The following is an 18,886-nucleotide window of genomic DNA, read 5'->3' as shown; positions in this document are numbered from 1 at the left end:
AATTGTAATGTCTGTACTACTCGGACCGTCGCCACCAAAATCATCATTGCTTACTACGGAAATCGTGACACTTCCATCTTCTGCAACTGTAGCTATATCATCATTCGCTGTTGGAGTGTCGTTTACTGGAGTTACTGTAATACTTACTGTAGCATTTGCACAATTTGTAGGACTAGCATTATCACAGACTGTATAGGTAAAAGTATCTGTCCCATTAAAATCTGTATCAGGAATATAAGTGACTATATCATCTGCTGGATTATTTGGAGTTCCTCCATTATTAACTGTTATAGTTCCATTACTTGGTGAACTAATTACTAAAGTTCCATCAGTTGGAATATCATTATCGTTATTAAAAATATCAATTACAACGCTATCGTCTTCTGGAACCGTCGCTGTATCATCAGAAGCTATCAAATTTATACAAACTGTTGCATCTGCTCCATTTTGACTAGCCCCAATACCTTGCCCAGTTCCTGTAATAGTCGGTACCCCTAACGTTGTAGGGGTACTTCCTACTACAATCCCTAAATTATCTGTAATTGAAATCCCTGATGTTCCTGTGTATCCTGGTCCTGAGTTCCCTCCTTGTAATGTTCCGCTTGCTGTAGTTAAGTTTGCTGAAGTTATTGTAACACTGTCTCCTTCTAAAGCATCTGGACATCCATCTCCATCGCTATCTAAATCTAAATCATTTGTTATTCCATCACCATCTGTATCTACACATGAAACGATTTGGAAGTTATACTTATCGAAATTAACGACATACACTGATAATGTTGTTACCCCTCTACTAGTGATAGAACCCCAATCATCTTGAGATGAAAGACTTGAATTTGGTAAAGTAGAGATTGCTTGATTACCTACGATATTTATCTGAGGATCGACAGTTCCTGGAATATATTCCCAAGTAGAACCATTTGATGTCATCGTTGTAGTTCTTACTGGATCTAATGCTTCCCAAATTGCATGGTTGATTGCTGTTGTATTTGTAATTGTTATTTCAACAGGTTCACTAAATGTAAATGTAACTGTCCCATTAACTCCAAAATCTCCTAGCTGCAAATCTCCTCCACCCAAATCTATTAAACCTGCGCCTGAAGTTGTATAAGCAACTCCATTTGAAAGTGTACCAGATGTTGATAAAACCGTTGATACACATCCTTCATCTGTATCTAAAATTCCATCATTATCGTCGTCTAAATCGATTCGATCAGCAATTGTATCTCCGTCTGAGTCTATTCCTGAACCATTTATTGTAATAATTAAATCTGCATTATCGAAACCAAATCCATCAGTTAACCTATAATTAAAGGTATCTGTAAGTGTTTGTCCTACTAAAAGAGCTTGTACTGTTGGGTTTGTCGTATCTGGTGTATATGTATAATTTCCATCTGGAGTTACAAATAAAGTTCCATACATCCCTGTAAAAAGAGTACCTCCAGCAGCAACGACTCCTCCGTCTATTTCTGAAATTACAATTGCTCCTGCTCCTCCTTGCCAATAAATATCTGATACTCCTGCTATTTGTGCTCCTTGATTAGCTGCTGTAGCGTGTGGACCATAGTTATAGCCTAATCTTAATTGATCTATTGGTTCTTCAAAAAATACATTTACATTTCCTGTTGCATCTGCTTCTACTGCTCTTCCTATACCGTAAAAGGTATTATTTCCTGCATCTACGACTCCTCCCGTAGTTACATATTGATAATTTGAATTAACTCCATTTAAAGTTCCTTCTATCTTGATTTGATCTTGCCATGTATTCGATTGAGAAAAATCAATATCAACAACTAAAAAGCCTAAATTATATACTGGTTCACTAAAATTTATAACTAATTCTGTATCGTCAGAAGGATTAGTAACACCGTCTATTGTAAAACCTAAATACCCTGTATGTCCTCCATTCATTTGAGTTAAAAATACCACTTGATTTTGATCTGGAACTCCAAAACTACTTGGGTCTGTTGATGTAAAATCTAAAGTTACTCCATTGACTGTTCTACTTGTTCCTCCTATTTCATCTGATAAATTTAAAAACACACTACCTTGAGTAAATTCGTTTTCCCAAACTAATGTGGACACTCCTCTATCTACCTCGTCTACTCCACCAGCTCCTACATCTGTAATTATATTCCCTTGCGTGTTTGCATCTGTAAATGCTGTTACAGCATCTTCATTATTTATTGCATCAGGAGCTTCATCTACCCCATCAATTCTTATTGTTAAAATTCCATAATCACTAATATTATTCGCATCTGTTACAGTGTATGATATAATATCCTGTAGACTTTCTCCTGCTCGTAATCCCGTTACCGACGCATTGTTTTCATCTACATTATAACTGTAACTACCATCAGACTGAATTGTTATTTCTCCATATAATGTTGTATATGTATTCCCTACCATAGCTGGATATACATCTACCTCTGTAACTACAATTGAACTTCCTGAATCATTTGCCAATACATTTCCTGTAATAGTACCTGTGTTATTAGCTGAAATAACATTATTTTCATCAATAACAGTTGGCGGTGTTGTAAATACTCTTATTGTAGATTGAGCACTTGCTGTATCTCCATTTGTATCTGTTATGGTAACTGTCATTACTCTTACTCCATCTGTATAAGGTGATGCTATATCACCGTATAAAACCATCTTTAAAAACTCTTGAAAATCTTCGTTTGGTATTGGATTTCCTGAATCTTCTGTAACTGTAAAGTCTGTACTCGAAACCTGTGTCATTCGAATTACTGACCCCGGAAACGTATATACATTAGTATCTACAGGTGGATTAAAAAAGTATAAGTCGAAACCTGCTCCATTATTAATTCCAAATAATTCACCATTTGAAGAATCTTGCACCCCAGACATTGTTATTGTAGCACTTGTTATTGTATTTGTAGTACTTGTTATTATTGGAGATATAACTGTTGAAAAAAGTCCTGTAGGTGTTGGTTGCATTTGAAAATCATGATCGTTTCCTGTTGCAATAGAATTTAAATCTATTGTAGGGCTACTAGAAGATTTTGTTATTGTAGGGCTACTTTTTATATTTTTACTTTTCGATTTAGCAAAAAAACTATAAGAATTATTTACTAAGATTCCTCCATTCTTTTCTGTGTTTTTTACATGCTCTAAATACACTTGTTTTTCTTGTGAAAAAACAGGTTGTAATCCTATCATTCCTATGATACAGAACATTAATATGATTCTTATATAAGAATCGTTATCTCTCTTTGAACTTAATAAATTAGTTACATAAAAAACTAGAGACGAAGAATTAAAGGAATCTTCTTTTTTAATATCTTTGTTGGATGTACTTTTTACATCTAATATTGCTTTAAGATTAAGCAATATTTTTATTATTAGTTTAAGGTACTTATTATAATGACACCTTAAAGTTATAACTCTAAGATATTTAAACATAATGGTCAGTATTATATTGATTATTATTTACTACCCTACTTTTGTTTCTGCTCGCCAAAGTGTCACAACTGTGGGGTTTTATTATATATTTTTTCTCTATTTACTTCAACAGAGTTTGTGCATTTTTCAATGCCCTTTGTCTATACTATTTCATAAAAACCATCGACTATTATTTATAATAGGATAGTAATTATTAGTATAAAGAAATAATTAAAGTGTAGTAACTATGGTAGTTATACTAAGAACAATATGTTTTAATTTGCTATTTTCTTTCGAAGAATTTCTAAAGTAATTTTATTCATGGTATTCGGGGGGTTAAAGGTTAAATCTTATATCTGTTATATATTCATTCAATAGAATTTTGAAGTAATTTTTTGTAAATAAATTGGTTAAAATATTAGTGATAACTTTCATTAAAGTATAGTACTAATGAAAGAAAGAAATATAATGAGTAAATGTGTTACTCATTATCGATAATAATTTATATAACTATAAACTATTAAATATATTTAGAGGAATATTATTTGATTTATTGGGTGTTATTTTGAACTTATCAACATACTTTTATATAAACATCCAACATATCAAATATATGATATTTTTCATTACATATGTTAATTTTATCAAAAAAATCATCTAAAACACGAAAAAAATAATTTATTCAAAAAATATCGTTAGTGATTTTTTTAATAAAAAGAAAAAGACCAACCTCTACGGCTGGTCTTTACTCTTAATATTATTTCGAGTTTACTACTACTCTATTGTAATGCAGCTAAGCTAGCTTTTAAGGTCTCAATTTTAGCAACTGCATCTGCTTCTTTTTTACGTTCGTTAATAACCACTTGTTCTGGTGCATTATTTACAAAACGTTCATTTGCCAACTTCTTTTGAACAGACTTTAAAAATCCTTCTGTATAATTTAACTCTTCAGTAATCTTCTTAATCTCCTCTTCTACATTAATATTTTCAGTAGAAATTGGAATAAAGTACTCGTTAGATTTCACTCTAAAAGAAGCACCTTCTACTTGTTCCTCTACGTAATTAATACTTTCTGCATTGACTAATTTCTGAATAACAGTATCTAACGTACTAGTTACTTTTTCATTATTAAGCACTAATAGTTCTATAGCTTCTTTAAAAGGTATATTTTTCTCTTTTCTAATTGTTCTAATTCCTGCAATTACCTCAGAAGCAAAATCCATGTCACTAATTAATGCTTCATTAAATGAAGTTTGTTCAGGATACTTAGCTATAATTAATGCTTCTTCTGATGCTCTTTCAGAAATAGACTGCCAAATTTCCTCTGTAATAAATGGCATAAATGGATGCAAGATTTTTAAATTATCTTCAAAAATCTCCATTATTTCCTTGTACGTTTTAGCATCTATTGGTGCTTGATATGCTGGTTTAACGATTTCTAAAAATAGTCCACAGAAATCATGATAAATCAACTTATAGATCGTCATAATAACATCGCTTAAGCGATACTTACTGTAATTACCTTCAATATCAGCTAATGCTTTCTGGAACTTTGCCTTATACCATTCAATAGCCAATTTACTATGTTCTGGTTGTTCTATTGTTTCAGAAACCTCCCATAAAGTTGTTAAGTAAAAAGCACTCCATACTTTGTTTCCTAGCCCTTTTCCTTGTTGACATAATGCTTCATCAAATAATAAATCATTTCCTGCTGCAGAACTTAATAATAACCCAACACGAACTCCATCAGCTCCATAATCATCTATTAATTTTAAAGCATCTGGCGAGTTCCCTAGTGATTTACTCATTTTACGACGTTGCTTATCGCGAACTAATCCTGTTAAATACACATTCTCGAACGGACGTGCATCTTTATATTCATATCCAGCAATAATCATACGAGCTACCCAGAAAAATAAAATATCTGGTCCAGTAACTAAATCATTTGTTGGATAATAATATTTAATTTCCTCATTTTCAGGATTACGAATCCCATCAAAAACAGACATTGGCCATAACCATGATGAAAACCAAGTATCTAATACATCTGGATCTTGCTTTAAATCTGATGCTTGAAGGTTTTCATTTCCTGTTTTTTCTTTTGCTAACTCTAATGCTTTTTCCTTAGTAGTTGCTACTACAAAATCTTCTTTACCATCTCCATAATAGAATGCTGGAATTTGTTGTCCCCACCATAACTGACGTGAAATATTCCAATCTCGAATATTTTCCATCCAGTGACGGTATGTATTCTCAAATTTTCTAGGAAACAACTTCACATCTCTTTCTTCTCCTAAAACAGCTTCTAAAGCAGGCTTTGCTAATTCTTCCATTTTTAAGAACCATTGATCTGATAATCTTGGTTCGATTACCGCTTTTGTTCTTTCAGAGGTTCCAACTTTATTTGTATGCTGTTCTACTTTTACTAAGTACCCTTTCTCTTCTAATTCCTTAGAAATTTCCTTGCGTACTACAAAACGATCTTTCCCTTGATAATGTAATCCGTAAGAATTTAAACTAGCATCTTCATTAAAAATATCAATTACTTCTAATTTATGCTTTTCTCCTAATACTTTATCATTTTCATCATGTGCTGGAGTAACCTTTAAACACCCTGTACCAAACTCAACATCTACATAAGTATCTTCTATAATCGGAATTTCTCTATTACAAAGAGGTACAATAGCTTTCTTCCCTCTTAAATGCGCATATCTTTCATCTTCTGGATTGATACAAATTGCAGTATCTCCTAAAATTGTTTCTGGTCTTGTTGTAGCAATCGTTACTTTTTCATCAGAACCAACAATTTCGTATTCTAAGTAATATAAGTTTCCTTGGCGTTCTTCATAAATTACCTCTTCATCTGAGAGTGTAGTTTTAGCTTCTGGATCCCAGTTCACCATTCTAAAACCTCTGTAGATTAAACCTTTGTTGTATAAATCAACAAAAACCTCAATTACAGCTTCACTCATATCATCATCCATTGTAAACTTTGTACGTTCCCAATCGCAAGAAGCACCTAACTTCTTCAATTGTTCTAAGATAATTCCTCCGTATTTATCTTTCCATTCAAATGCATGCTTCAAGAATTCTTCTCTCGTTAAATCGTTTTTGTGAATTCCTTCTTCTTTTAATTTTGCAACAACTTTTGCCTCTGTGGCAATAGAAGCATGATCTGTTCCTGGTACCCAACAAGCATTTTTTCCTAGTAAACGAGCTTTTCGTATTAAAACATCTTGTATGGTATTATTTAGCATATGCCCCATATGCAAGACTCCTGTGACATTTGGTGGTGGTATTACAATTGTGTACGGTTCTCTTTCATCTACTTCAGAATGAAAGTAATTGTGTTTCATCCAGTAGTCATACCATTTGCTTTCAACTTCGCTTGCATTGTATTTAGATGGAATGCTCATTATGTTTACTCTTTATAGTTTTTATTAATTGGTTATATTCCTAATTTTGTATTTTTATTGAAAAAATATTTTTTGGCATTATTTTTGGAATATAGTTGACAAAAATACAACTATCTATGATGTATATAAAATTAGAAGTTGATTTTTATAACTAAAAAATTATGTTAAATTTGTAACATAGGAAATCCCTAAACAACAATTATTAAATTATGAAAACAATTTTATCGTTTATCGCAGTTTGTTTTTTAACTTTAGCTGTAAATGCTCAGGAGTTTAAGTTCGAAACGGAAACAATTAATTATGGAAAAATAACTCAAGGTTCTGATGGAAAAAGAGTTTTTGAGTTTACAAATGTAGGTGATGCTCCATTGATCATAAAAGACATTAAATCTACTTGTGGTTGTACTGTACCTAGTAAGCCAGAAAAACCAATTATGCCAGGTGAAAAGGGACAAATTGAAGTTTCTTATGACACTATGAGATTAGGTGGTTTCTCTAAAGCAGTTAAGGTTGATTCTAATGCTAAGCGTGAGAGATTAATGTTAAAAATTAAAGGCTACATTACTAAAGGTAAAGATGGAGATAGCAAAAAAAGCTAATTTTCTATTTAACTTAACAAACATAAAAAAAGGAACTATTTAAAATAGTTCCTTTTTTTATTCATATTCTTTTTTTCAACCTGAATTTAAACTTATGCTTTACCCCTTCTCTCTCTATCTCTAAAGCTACCCGCTTATTTGGCTTTGAATGGAACAATCCATTTATTTCATCGAGTGTATATGAATGAGCTGGCTTTCCATTAATTTTTTTGACTACATCATCTTTTAATATTCCTGCAAGTCCCGCTGGAGAACCTTCTAACACTTCATCTATTTTATATGCTGGTTTAAATTGATAGTAATAGCTTGTTATGAATGATAAAGTTGTACTATTTGAAACTTGATTATTTGTATTAAATGAGTCATCTGTAATTAAACGATCTTCTTGTTTTCTAACTAACTCTTGTCCATCATATACAACAGTTAAACCACTCATATTATAATAAAACCCTCCTTTTAAAGAACTAGTCTTTTTAAAGATAATTCTCCTATTTGGGTAATCTATCCATATTTTAAATCGTTTTAAAATATTTCCTCCAATACTTCCATTTCTTAATTTAAATTGCCTAGCATTTATAGTAGATAGTGTATCTAAAAAAGATACTGTAGGATTTTTAATAACATATTTTCCCAATCTAAATTCTGGTATTTTACTTCTATTTCCATAAATCGTTCCACTTAAACCTTCTCCTAAGATATCTCTAAAAAACTTTATAGGTGTTTTTATATCTTCATGAGTCCCTTCAAAAAACCATAATGAATCACTTCCTCCAGAATCTATCAATAACTTTGTTTCTATCTTTTTATCAGAAATGGTATCTAACCCAGCCACTACATTAATATAAGGCTTGTTTCTATAAAATTCCAATGGAAATTCTTCACAACTACGACATTTTTTTGCTTTGTATTTTTTTGGATTGTAAAATGTAATTACCTTTTTTCGATAATCTACTTTTGTAATTGCACTCTTTAAAAGATCGAACCCAATAATACCATGTACAGTAACACCCATTTTTGCTGACATGTTGAATTTATCCCGTAGGATAACATATAAATCTTCATTAGGATTCACCAAATTTCCAATTTGGAATCGGTTACTTTTAGAAAGTAAAGCATCTACTGCCTCTCCACTTCCTAGTCCTTTTAGTTGAATCTTTTCTACATTATTAAGTCCAACACTATCTTTTTCAGAAAGATTGAATAAAATGGTTTTATTAACACCAGTATCTAAAATAAAGTTTAACGGTTTCTCATTTATTTTTAAAGGAATAATAATGAGATTATTAATTAGTTGAAATTTCACTTTCTGTTTCACATCATTCCCCCCATAAAACTGAAACTTAGTTTGTGAGTATGTGTTAGAAAAAATGAAAAATAAAATTAGGGATTGTAATAGTTTTCTCAAATTGTCTTCGTTTGCATTATATCCAATATACAACCTTATTTATTAAGTTATTTTTTTTTAAGATAGTTTTAACCATTTTACATACAATAGCAGTTAGTTTTTATATTTAAATCTCTATAAAATGAATATATTTTTGCAAATTTGCCTACTTAAAACAACTAAAAAAATAAAGAAATGCCATCAATTTCTTCAAAAGGTAATTTAATGCCTCAATCGCCAATTCGTAAATTGGTTCCTTATGCAGAAAATGCTAAGAAAAAAGGAGTTACTGTGTTTCATTTAAATATTGGACAACCAGATATTAAAACTCCACAAGTAGCATTAGATGCTGTTAAAAATAATTCTATTGAAGTTTTATCATATGCAAGATCTGAAGGATCTGAGACATATAGAAATAAGCTTTCTGATTATTACGCGAAAAACGATATTACCGTTAATGCAAACGATATTATAGTCACTACCGGTGGTTCAGAAGCTTTATTATTTACTATAGGTAGTATTACTGATCCAGGAGATGAAATTATTATTCCTGAACCATTTTATGCTAACTATAATGGTTTTTCTATTGCATCTGGTGTTAATGTAGTACCAGTAATTTCTTCTATTGATGACAACTTCGCTTTGCCTAAAATTGAAGATTTTGAGAAGTTAATTACGCCTAAAACTAAGGCAATATTAATTTGTAATCCTGGAAACCCTACTGGGTATTTATACAGCAAAGAAGAAATAGAAAAATTAAAACAAATCGTTTTAAAACACGATTTATTTTTAATTGCAGATGAAGTATACCGTGAGTTTGCTTATGATGGTGCAACGCACCACTCTGTTATGAAAGAAGATGGATTAGAGCAACATGCCATTATGATCGATTCTGTTTCTAAACGTTATAGTATGTGTGGTGCACGTATTGGTTGTATTGTTTCAAAAAACCAAGATTTTATTCAAACTGCTATTAAGTTTGCACAAGCTCGTTTAAGTCCACCAACTTATGCTTTAATTGCTAGTGAAGCAGCTTTAGATACACCACAAAGTTATTTTGATGATGTAATTGAAGAGTATGTAGAACGTAGAAATACATTAATTGCTGAATTACAAAAAATAGAAGGTGTTAAAGTTGCCAATCCTAAAGGTGCTTTTTATTGTGTAGCTGAATTGCCTATTGCTGATGCAGATGATTTTGCACAATGGATTTTAGAACATTTCCAACACAATAATCAAACAGTAATGGTAGCTCCAGCAAGTGGTTTTTATTCTACAAAAGGTGAAGGTAAAAACCAAGTACGTATTGCTTACGTATTAAATAAAGAAGATTTAAAACGTTCTGTAGAAATATTAAAATTAGCTTTAGAAGCATATCAAAAATAATTTGAATATTCAAGAAAATATATCGTTAAAAGAATATAACACGTTTGGTATAGAAGTCTATGCCAAACGTTTTATTTCTGTAGGTTCAGTTTATGAACTTCAACAAATTGTAGCAAAAGAGAAAGACATTTTCTTACTTTCTGGTGGTAGCAATATGTTACTTACCAAAGACATTGAAAAACTAGTTATTCATTTAAATATAGAAGGGATTTCTATAGACAGAGAAAATGAAGATACAGTTCATGTTACTGTCAATGCTGGCGAAAATTGGCATGATTTTGTCTTATGGTCTATTTCTCAAAATTATGGTGGAATTGAAAATCTTTCTTTAATTCCTGGTAATGTAGGAACTTGTCCAATTCAGAATATTGGAGCTTATGGTGTTGAAGTAAAAGATGTCATTTCACAAGTTACTGCTCTTGAAATTGAAACAGGAAAATTAGTTCAATTTTCAAATAGCGATTGTGAATTTGGATATCGCAATTCTATTTTCAAGAACCAAGTTAAAGGGAAGTATATTATTACATCTGTTTCATTTATGTTAACGAAAGGAAAACATAACTTGAATACATCGTACGGAGCTATTGAAAAAGAGCTACAAGAGCGTAACATTACAAATCCGACGATTAAAGATGTTTCTAATGCAGTAATTGCTATTCGTCAATCTAAGTTACCTGACCCTAAAGAAATCGGTAACAGTGGTAGTTTTTTTAAAAATCCAGTTATTCCTGCCACTCTTTTTGATGAACTTCGAAAAGAATATCCTACTATACCAAATTATCCTATTTCAGAAGAAGAAATTAAGGTTCCTGCTGGTTGGCTTATTGAACAAGCTGGTTTTAAAGGTAAACGATTTGGGGATGCTGGCGTGCATGAAAAACAAGCTTTAGTACTTGTAAATTATAAAAATGCAACTGGTAAGGAGATTTATAAACTAGCTCAGAAAATTCAACATACTATCAAAGATAAATTCCATATTGATTTAGAAATTGAAGTAAATATTATTGTTTAACTTTCTTTTTTAAGCAATTCTATATGACGCATTAGTCGTTGTGTTTCTAGCTTTAGTGTTCCGTTATATACACCTCTAATACGTCCTTTTTTATCTATTAGAATGAAATTTTCTGTGTGAATAAATGCATCCTCATCTTGTGTTTTCACAAAGTCTTCATCGGCAAAGTATGAAGTACGAGCTAAGTCATAAATTTGCTTTTTATCTCCTGTAACTAAATTCCACTTATTAGAATTAATACCATTCTCAGTAGCATACTGCTTTAAAACAGGAACTGAGTCTTTACTTGGCATTACAGTATGTGACAATAATAAAACATTATCATCTTTTAAGTACTTATCTTGAAGAATACTCATATTTTTCTCTAGCATAGGACAAATTCCTGGGCAGGTAACAAAAAAGAAATCTGCTACATAAATTTTCCCTTCATACGTTTTGTTCGTTACCTTATTTCCATCTTGATTTACGAACTCAAAATCGGCTATCGTATGAATTTTATCATATACTTTTGAAGATTCAGGAATCCACTCAGGTGTAAATAATGCTGAATTAAAAAAAGGTAATGTAGTTTCTTTATTTACTGCCTCTTCTTTTTTACAACTTGTTCCTAGTACTAACAGACTTACAAGGATTAGTACATTTCTATATTGCTTTTCAATTAAAATCTTCATTTTTTGTATTTACTGAATAACACTTTTTAAGTCCAATTAATCCAAAACGTTCTCCTTTTTTTGTAACAAAATTGGCTCTTATTTTTCCATCAGATTGCCACATTTTCTGACTTCCTTCTTCTCTACCATTTTTAAAGTTAAATATTTTTAACGGTTGTCCATTTCTATACCACTCCTTTACAGTCCCATTATACTCCCCCTTCTGATTAAAATGATATTCAAACTTTATTGTTCCGTTTTTCCACCAAGCACTATGTTTTCCAACTTTGTTTCCTTGCTTATAGAATCGTTGTTCTGCAATTACGCCATTTTTATATTTTTTAAGTTCTTCTCCATCTTTTTTGCCTCCAAAATATTCTAAGCGATTATAGGTATCATTTATCGCATCAAAAGACAATAAAGTACCTGTAAATGGTTTATCATTATATAACAACACTCCTTTTTGTAGTTGGAAGTCTTTATCATTATAATCTAATACTTGATTGCTTGCTCTTTTTTCTTTTACACAAGCAATCAAGCATACTATAAAAAGTAAATATGTATAGTTATTTTTCACTTATTGTGAAATATTTCCTGGCGTTCCAAAATATCCATTCCCATTAATATATGGATCATCTGCTGTAATATGATAATGATAAATTCCATCTGGAAATTCTGGTGTAACAGAAACATGCCCATGATAGTCATCTAAATCTGCACTTGTAATAGTGCCTCCATTTTCTTGCGGACCGTATACTGGAAAACCATCTGCTAACAAACCTAAAAAAGCTGTTTTACCAAGAGCATCTGTTAAAAATAATGGTTCTATATGATAATGATATTGTCCTGTGTTTTGAGGATGTCCTAAATATTGATCAAATGAATCAATTTCATTTGTTAAAGGTTGATTATTAGGTCCTGCATATTGATTATAAAAAGGCACACCATTTACAGAAATTCCAATAGGTCCTAAACTTGTTGCTTGTTTATTTGCTGCTTCCGATGGATTCAATGGAATTCTAAACACTATGTTTTGTGTCATAATTGTATTTGGATTTTGATGCCAATTTGGATTGTTTCCATTATAAGCTTCATACATTGGGTTTCCAGCTTCCCAATAAGGACTTCCATGATCTGGTAATCCATTAGAAGTAAACTCAACAAAATCTCCATTAACGGTATATGACACTCCAGATACATTATCAAATTTTGATAATATAGAAGATATATTATATGAAGTACTATCCATTGGAGGATTTGTATTTCCATCACTTTCATTATCTGAAGAACAGGCTAACAAAGCGAATATTCCTAAAATTAAAATGCTCATGTTTTTCATATACTATTGTTTTAAATCTGAATGTATTTGTTGAAGATTATCTAATTGCTCCTGATCTTCTGTACTTAAATTTGTATCTAATAAGTTCGTATTTTCAAAAAAGTCTATGCTAAGATTATAAAGAGCTTCCTCTCCATTCACAAACTTTATATACTTATGCGTTGCATTTCTAATTGTATAATCTTCTCCGCCTGTATCTTTTCCTATTTCAGTATAGGCATAATCTCTACTATTTGTAGTAGTACTTAAAGATAATAAATCTTTAAAGCTTTTACTATCATTCCAAGAAGTCGTATTAACTCCTGCGATACTGGCAATTGTTGCGAATAAATCCGTTGTATTTAACAAATGATTGTCTGTTTCATTAAAACGTGATACATTTTTACCAGAAATGATCATTGGTACATTTACTCCTCCTTGATATACCGTTCCTTTTGTTCTTCTATTTCTATATTCTTGGGCAACACTATTTGGTGTACCATTGTCTCCAATAAAAATTATGACTGTATTTTCTCTTTCTTCTTCTGATAACGAATCTAATAATCTACCTATTTCAGTATCCATAGCTTCAATCATAGCCATGTAATATGGTAATGGATTTGCTTCAATACTTGCTTCATCAGACGGTAAATTTCCTTGAGAATGTAAGTCATTTGGAGGTAAATGAAATGGTGTATGTGGTGCATTATAAGCTAGCCAAAGAAACCAAGGTTTTTCTTGATTACCTACCCAATCTATTGCTAAATCTGTAAATTTTGAAGTTGTATATTCATTAGATGTAGTCGTTTGTCCATTTTCTGTAAAATTCCAATTTGTATATGACTGAACTCCTCCAGATAACAATCCTGCATAATACCCTACTCCCATTTGCTCTGGATGTGTAGCTGTTCTAGATAAATGCCATTTTCCTACAACAGCATGTGCATATCCTGAATTTTGTGTATCTAAATACTTTTGAAGAGAAGTTTCTCCTGTAGAAAGTTCATCATCTACTTTCATAACTCCAGTTCTAAAACCATATTTTCCAGTTAAAATACTAGACCTAGTGGGAGTACATGTTGGATAAGACCACATATTGGTAAACCTAACTCCATTATTTATCATATTTTGAAGATTCGGCATATTGGGTTTTGTTGTTCCTACATTAAAACTCGGTGTAGCATCTAAGCCTAAATCATCTGCTATTATTAAAAGAATGTTTGGATTTGAAGACTGATTTGAATCTGGGTTTTCTACTGTGCCTGTATCATTATCTAAGGCTACTTCTACATCATTACTGCAAGAAAAAAAAGCGAATAATAATATTAGTAAAATTGGGGAAATAGTTGATTTCATGTATATATGTTTATGTACTTTGACTAAAACAAATTACCAAGGTTTAATTACCAAACAAAAAAAATCCAACATAGCTTTGGTTAACAACCATTTACTATGCTAGATTATATATAGATTAAAGGAGTTTTTATTTCTTATCGAATTCTTTTATTTGTATATTTTTTAACTTTCACATAAACTGGTTGTATCTCTGTATCATATTCTTTTGTAACAAAACCAATTAATGTATTTATTATTTCATGTAGTAGTGTAGCATATTTCATAATTATACCTTTTGAATTAATTTACAGTTTTAAGACACAAGGTTCTAACAAAAGTCACATATTTAAAAAATTAGTTTCATTATCTTTGTACCCATAAATATTTTTACATGAAATTAATTTTTTTAACAATCGGGTTATTGGCACTTGCTTTTGCAGGTATAGCTATAAAAATATGGGCGAAAAAAGATGGTGAGTTTGCTGGAACGTGCGCTAGTCAAAATCCTATGTTGAATAAATCTGGTGAAGCTTGTGGTTTTTGTGGAAAAACTCCTGATCAGTTCGATACTTGTACTGACCCTAAACACCAATAGCAATTAGAAATCCTACAAAAGAAGAAATTCTTAAACATATAGAAAAAGCAAAAGAAGGAAACCAAATATCTTTTAATTTCTTATTAGATACTTTTTGGAGTAGCGTATATGGCTATCAATTAAAAAAAGTAACGAACGATAACGATGCTGAAGATATTACCATTCAAACCTTCGCTAAAGCTTTTAATAGAATACAAACGTTTAAAGAAGAATATCAATTTAGCACTTGGCTAATTGCTATTTCTAAGAATATACATCAAGATATTATTCGTAAACGAAAATCTTCATTAGTAATTAAATCTAATATTCAAGAGGAAGAAGCTTATAAAGTTATTGATAGCTCCCCTACTCCTGAAGATAAGCTTATTACTGAACAAAATTTAGCAAAACTTTTAAAGGACATTAAGCAGTTGAAACCTAAATACCAAGAAGTAATACATTTACGTTACTTTCAGGAATTAAGCTATAAAGAAATTGCAGAGCAAATTAATGAACCTATTAATAATGTAAAGGTTAAACTTTTACGTGCTAAAAAATTACTTGCAGAAATTATTGAAAAAAGCTAATATCGAACTCTATTTGATTCAACTAAAAAATCAAGAATGAGTTTACAAAAAAAATCGATATTTAGTATTCTTGGGCCAGGACTTTTATTTGCTGGTGCTGCTATAGGTGTCTCTCACTTAGTACAGGCTACTAGAGCAGGCGCAGAATATGGTTATGGTTTAATTTGGGCTTTACTTCTCGTTCATTTTTTTAAATATCCTTTTTTTCGATTTGGTCCTAAATATGCAGCAGCAACTGGAGAAAGTTTACTTGACGGTTATAAGAAGCTAGGAAATGGTTATTTAACTATTTACTTTATCGTAAATATAGCTACCATGTTTACAATTCAAGCAGCAGTAACTATTGTAACGGCTAGTTTAGCTGCGCAACTTTTCCCTTTTACAGATAACCTTATTTATGCAGCCACTATTATTTTGTTAGTTAGTTTTCTCATTCTAACTATAGGTAAATACCGACTTTTGGATCGTTTAATGAAATTTATCGTAATTTTCTTAACAATTAGTACACTTCTTGCAGTTTCAATTGCTTTATCTAAAAACAATACTTCATTATCTTTTCAACAAGTATTACCAAGCAACGCAGTTGGAATTAGTTTTTTGATTGCTTTTTTAGGATGGATGCCCGCTCCTTTAGATATATCTATTTGGCATTCTTTGTGGTCTGTAGAAAAAAATAAAGATTTAAAGGAAAAAATATCTGTATCTAAGTCTATTTTCGATTTTAATATTGGCTATTTTGGAACTATGCTTCTAGGCATTTGCTTTTTATTACTCGGTGCCACTGTAATGTTTTCTTCTCAAGAAAAGTTTGCCAGTAGCGGAGCTCAATTTGCTATTCAACTCATTCAATTATATACAGACAATTTAGGTGGATTTACTAAACCAATTATAGCACTGGCTGCATTTACCACAATGTTTAGTACTACAATTACAACTTTAGATGCATCTCCTAGAGCAATGGAAAAAGCTTCTAGTTTACTATTTAATAAGCAAAATTTACATTATTGGTTTTGGAGCTTGTTTTTAGTTATTGGTACGCTTATTATCTTATTTTTCTTATTAAATAGTATGTTAGCACTTGTAAAAATTGCTACCATATTTTCATTCTTAACTGCGCCAATCTTTGCTTTTTTGAATTATAAATTACTTACCAGTAAACATACTCCCCAAGAATTTCAACCTTCAAACTTTATGAGATTCTTAAGCATATTAGGAATTCTGTTTTTAATCTGCTTTAGCTTATGGTATTTGAAGATCACCCTATTATAAAACACTTCAAATCAGTAGTTAAAAAAATAAATTCAAAAAAAATCAGAAAAAATCAGAAAAAAAATTAAATTAGCACGCTTTTTGGTATTATCCAAGGAGTTCAATATAATCCCAATATTACTAAAAATGCAAACTAAAAAAGTTTTCTTACAATTCGTTTTTACTTTCTTTTTCACTATTTTTTCTTTTCAATCTATTTTTTCTCAAGCCGATGATGTTAAAAACGCCATGGGAGACACTTCTGTTAAAGTGCAAGGGAAATTACAAGAAGAAAATGGTAAATTTAGATACGATTATCACGATATCTATCAGGAAGATTCTTTAGCTAAAGATTTACAAGCAAGTGGATACCATGGTGGAGGTCCTTCTTGGTTAGGTATTATTTATGGTGCTTTTAAATTATGTGGTAATGATTTAATAGACAACTTAGAAATGAAAGTAGAGGTTACTGGTGTTACTTTTTGGAGCACAAATAAAGAAGATCTTGAAAAAATTGGAAGAGTTGTAAGTCTTATAAAATCTAACGATGCAGTACTTCAAGCATCAATTGATAAAGCAACTGAATTAGACATCATGCAATAAAAACATTCTTCGTAAATTTGTAATTCAAAATTTATGTTGAATGTCAGAAAAAATTCTAATGCCAACAGATACGCAAGTTACTCCTAAGGTTGCTCAAGAAAGAGTTAAAAAACCTAAATGGTTACGTGTAAAATTACCTGTTGGCAAGAAATATACAGAACTTCGCGGTTTAGTTGATAAATACAAACTAAATACAATTTGTACAAGCGGAAGTTGTCCTAATATGGGAGAATGCTGGGGAGAAGGTACGGCAACTTTTATGATTTTAGGAAATGTTTGTACACGTTCATGTGGTTTTTGTGGTGTAAAAACTGGTAGACCAGATACTGTAGAATGGGATGAACCAGAAAAAGTAGCTCGTTCTATTAAAATCATGAAAATTAAACATGCGGTTATCACTTCTGTTGATAGAGATGACTTAAAAGATGGAGGTTCTATTATTTGGGCAGAAACTGTAGATGCTATTAGAAGAGCTAATCCTACTACTACACTTGAAACTTTAATTCCAGATTTCCAAGGTAACACCAAATTAATAGATCGAATTATAGAAGTACATCCTGAAGTGGTTTCTCATAATATGGAAACTGTAAAACGATTGACTAGGGAAGTACGTATTCAAGCGAAATATGACCGTAGTTTAGGTGTTTTAAAGTATTTAAAAGAAAATGGTATGCGTACCAAATCTGGAATAATGCTTGGATTAGGAGAAACTGAAGATGAAGTTATTGAAACAATGACTGATTTAAGAAATGTTGGTTTAGATGTAATTACTATTGGTCAATATTTACAACCTACTAAAAAACATTTACCTGTTAAGCAATTTATAACACCAGATCAGTTTAAAAAATATGAGGAAATTGGTAAAGAAATGGGCTTTATGTATGTAGAGAGTGGTGCACTTGTACGTTCTTCGTATAAAGCACACAAACATGCTAGCTAAAATTTCATTATATATTCCTTAACAAAACAGCTTTTAAATATTAAAAAAATGTAAAATATTTAAAAAAAGTGATTTTATACTTCTAATATTCGTAATTTTGGCACGTATATTGAAAACATAAAATTGTTAGCAATAATAATTGTTTTCATTGTGTAAATTATTTGAATTAGTTGATTAACAGAAAGCCATCTCTTTGAGGTGGCTTTTTGATATTATAAAAACTCTTATTGACATATTATGATGACTTCTTCTATTATTGATTTCTAATATATAGCACTATTTAATTAGCTAGCAATAACCATATAGTAATAAAACCTCACTCTGTATTTATTATGAATTCATTAACAAAGGAGACTTTAATTCTTAAAAAAATACAAAATCCACATATAAAATAATAAATCTAATCAAATTTTACATTTTTGGCAC

The 18,886-nt window shown here is 30.9% G+C and carries 16 protein-coding genes; 8 read left to right on the top strand and 8 right to left on the bottom strand.

The features are described from left to right. The coding region (locus ACKTTC_RS12570; protein ID WP_408040185.1) for a VCBS domain-containing protein at positions 1 to 3,204 on the bottom strand (3,204 nt) is incomplete at its 3' end. 983 nt (positions 3,205 to 4,187) lie between these two features. Further along, positions 4,188 to 6,824, bottom strand: a complete 2,637-nt coding sequence (locus tag ACKTTC_RS12565; protein ID WP_408040184.1) for a valine--tRNA ligase — start codon at positions 6,822 to 6,824, stop codon at positions 4,188 to 4,190. A 209-nt stretch (positions 6,825 to 7,033) separates the two neighbouring features. On the opposite strand from ACKTTC_RS12565, the gene ACKTTC_RS12560 reads away from it, so the two are divergent. Beyond that, on the top strand, positions 7,034 to 7,423 hold the full coding sequence (locus ACKTTC_RS12560; RefSeq protein WP_408040183.1) for a DUF1573 domain-containing protein: 390 nt from the start codon (positions 7,034 to 7,036) through the stop codon (positions 7,421 to 7,423). 61 nt (positions 7,424 to 7,484) lie between these two features. On the opposite strand, the gene ACKTTC_RS12555 is transcribed toward ACKTTC_RS12560, so the two are convergent. Then, positions 7,485 to 8,726 (bottom strand): aspartyl protease family protein, encoded by a 1,242-nt coding sequence (locus ACKTTC_RS12555; RefSeq protein ID WP_408040182.1) that lies wholly within the window; start codon positions 8,724 to 8,726, stop codon positions 7,485 to 7,487. A 276-nt stretch (positions 8,727 to 9,002) separates the two neighbouring features. Here ACKTTC_RS12555 and ACKTTC_RS12550 point away from each other — a divergent pair, with 276 nt between their 5' ends. Together ACKTTC_RS12550 and murB are read left to right on the top strand one after the other, a co-directional pair. Beyond that, a complete protein-coding gene (locus ACKTTC_RS12550) occupies positions 9,003 to 10,193 on the top strand; it encodes a pyridoxal phosphate-dependent aminotransferase (protein WP_408040181.1) in 1,191 nt (396 codons plus the stop codon). A 1-nt stretch (position 10,194) separates the two neighbouring features. After that, positions 10,195 to 11,205, top strand: coding sequence for a UDP-N-acetylmuramate dehydrogenase (gene murB / locus ACKTTC_RS12545; RefSeq protein ID WP_408040180.1), 1,011 nt, complete (start codon positions 10,195 to 10,197; stop codon positions 11,203 to 11,205). Here the strand turns inward: murB and ACKTTC_RS12540 are convergent. From ACKTTC_RS12540 to ACKTTC_RS12520, 5 genes are all read right to left on the bottom strand, one after another. Further along, positions 11,202 to 11,876 (bottom strand): SCO family protein, encoded by a 675-nt coding sequence (locus ACKTTC_RS12540; protein ID WP_408040179.1) that lies wholly within the window; start codon positions 11,874 to 11,876, stop codon positions 11,202 to 11,204. The genes murB and ACKTTC_RS12540 overlap by 4 nt on opposite strands. Further along, positions 11,860 to 12,432, bottom strand: coding sequence for a toxin-antitoxin system YwqK family antitoxin (locus ACKTTC_RS12535; RefSeq protein WP_408040178.1), 573 nt, complete (start codon positions 12,430 to 12,432; stop codon positions 11,860 to 11,862). The genes ACKTTC_RS12540 and ACKTTC_RS12535 overlap by 17 nt, the downstream gene beginning before the upstream one ends. Further along, positions 12,433 to 13,185, bottom strand: a complete 753-nt coding sequence (locus tag ACKTTC_RS12530) for a YHYH protein (protein WP_408040177.1) — start codon at positions 13,183 to 13,185, stop codon at positions 12,433 to 12,435. Positions 13,186 to 13,197: 12 nt separating this feature from the next. Beyond that, entirely contained in the window at positions 13,198 to 14,529 is a 1,332-nt protein-coding gene (locus ACKTTC_RS12525) for a sulfatase-like hydrolase/transferase (RefSeq protein WP_408040176.1), read from the bottom strand. A 134-nt stretch (positions 14,530 to 14,663) separates the two neighbouring features. Continuing rightward, positions 14,664 to 14,792: a hypothetical protein gene (locus ACKTTC_RS12520; RefSeq protein ID WP_408040175.1), complete on the bottom strand. Its 129-nt coding sequence runs from the start codon at positions 14,790 to 14,792 to the stop codon at positions 14,664 to 14,666. Positions 14,793 to 14,899: 107 nt separating this feature from the next. Between ACKTTC_RS12520 and ACKTTC_RS12515 the strand changes: the two genes are divergently transcribed. The 5 genes from ACKTTC_RS12515 (at position 14,900) to lipA (ending at position 18,460) form a co-directional block, all read left to right on the top strand. Further along, positions 14,900 to 15,103 (top strand): membrane or secreted protein, encoded by a 204-nt coding sequence (locus tag ACKTTC_RS12515; RefSeq protein ID WP_408040174.1) that lies wholly within the window; start codon positions 14,900 to 14,902, stop codon positions 15,101 to 15,103. Beyond that, positions 15,100 to 15,669 carry an RNA polymerase sigma factor gene (locus tag ACKTTC_RS12510; protein ID WP_408040187.1) on the top strand — a complete coding sequence of 190 codons (570 nt, stop codon included), beginning with the start codon at positions 15,100 to 15,102 and terminating at the stop codon, positions 15,667 to 15,669. The genes ACKTTC_RS12515 and ACKTTC_RS12510 overlap by 4 nt, the downstream gene beginning before the upstream one ends. A gap of 36 nt (positions 15,670 to 15,705) precedes the next feature. After that, positions 15,706 to 16,938 (top strand): Nramp family divalent metal transporter, encoded by a 1,233-nt coding sequence (locus ACKTTC_RS12505; RefSeq protein WP_408040173.1) that lies wholly within the window; start codon positions 15,706 to 15,708, stop codon positions 16,936 to 16,938. A 126-nt stretch (positions 16,939 to 17,064) separates the two neighbouring features. Continuing rightward, entirely contained in the window at positions 17,065 to 17,520 is a 456-nt protein-coding gene (locus ACKTTC_RS12500) for a hypothetical protein (RefSeq protein WP_408040172.1), read from the top strand. Positions 17,521 to 17,578: 58 nt separating this feature from the next. Then, entirely contained in the window at positions 17,579 to 18,460 is an 882-nt protein-coding gene (lipA, locus tag ACKTTC_RS12495; protein ID WP_408040186.1) for a lipoyl synthase, read from the top strand. Positions 18,461 to 18,886: the final 426 nt, after the last annotated feature.

The organism is Tenacibaculum amylolyticum (assembly GCF_964511145.1).
Classification (GTDB): domain Bacteria; phylum Bacteroidota; class Bacteroidia; order Flavobacteriales; family Flavobacteriaceae; genus Polaribacter; species Polaribacter amylolyticum.
Note: the sequence above shows the minus strand (reverse complement) of the source record. Positions and strands in the feature narration are given on the sequence as shown.

Bases quoted from the DNA above. Each gene is read 5' to 3' on its own strand.
- ACKTTC_RS12565 (WP_408040184.1), bottom strand. From the start codon at position 6,824: ATGAGCATTCCATCTAAATACAATGCAAGCGAAGTTGAAAGCAAATGG.
- ACKTTC_RS12560 (WP_408040183.1), top strand. From the start codon at position 7,034: ATGAAAACAATTTTATCGTTTATCGCAGTTTGTTTTTTAACTTTAGCT.
- ACKTTC_RS12550 (WP_408040181.1), top strand. From the start codon at position 9,003: ATGCCATCAATTTCTTCAAAAGGTAATTTAATGCCTCAATCGCCAATT.
- ACKTTC_RS12540 (WP_408040179.1), bottom strand. From the start codon at position 11,876: ATGAAGATTTTAATTGAAAAGCAATATAGAAATGTACTAATCCTTGTA.
- ACKTTC_RS12530 (WP_408040177.1), bottom strand. From the start codon at position 13,185: ATGAGCATTTTAATTTTAGGAATATTCGCTTTGTTAGCCTGTTCTTCA.
- ACKTTC_RS12525 (WP_408040176.1), bottom strand. From the start codon at position 14,529: ATGAAATCAACTATTTCCCCAATTTTACTAATATTATTATTCGCTTTT.
- ACKTTC_RS12520 (WP_408040175.1), bottom strand. From the start codon at position 14,792: ATGAAATATGCTACACTACTACATGAAATAATAAATACATTAATTGGT.
- ACKTTC_RS12515 (WP_408040174.1), top strand. From the start codon at position 14,900: ATGAAATTAATTTTTTTAACAATCGGGTTATTGGCACTTGCTTTTGCA.
- ACKTTC_RS12505 (WP_408040173.1), top strand. From the start codon at position 15,706: ATGAGTTTACAAAAAAAATCGATATTTAGTATTCTTGGGCCAGGACTT.
- ACKTTC_RS12500 (WP_408040172.1), top strand. From the start codon at position 17,065: ATGCAAACTAAAAAAGTTTTCTTACAATTCGTTTTTACTTTCTTTTTC.
- lipA (WP_408040186.1), top strand. From the start codon at position 17,579: ATGCCAACAGATACGCAAGTTACTCCTAAGGTTGCTCAAGAAAGAGTT.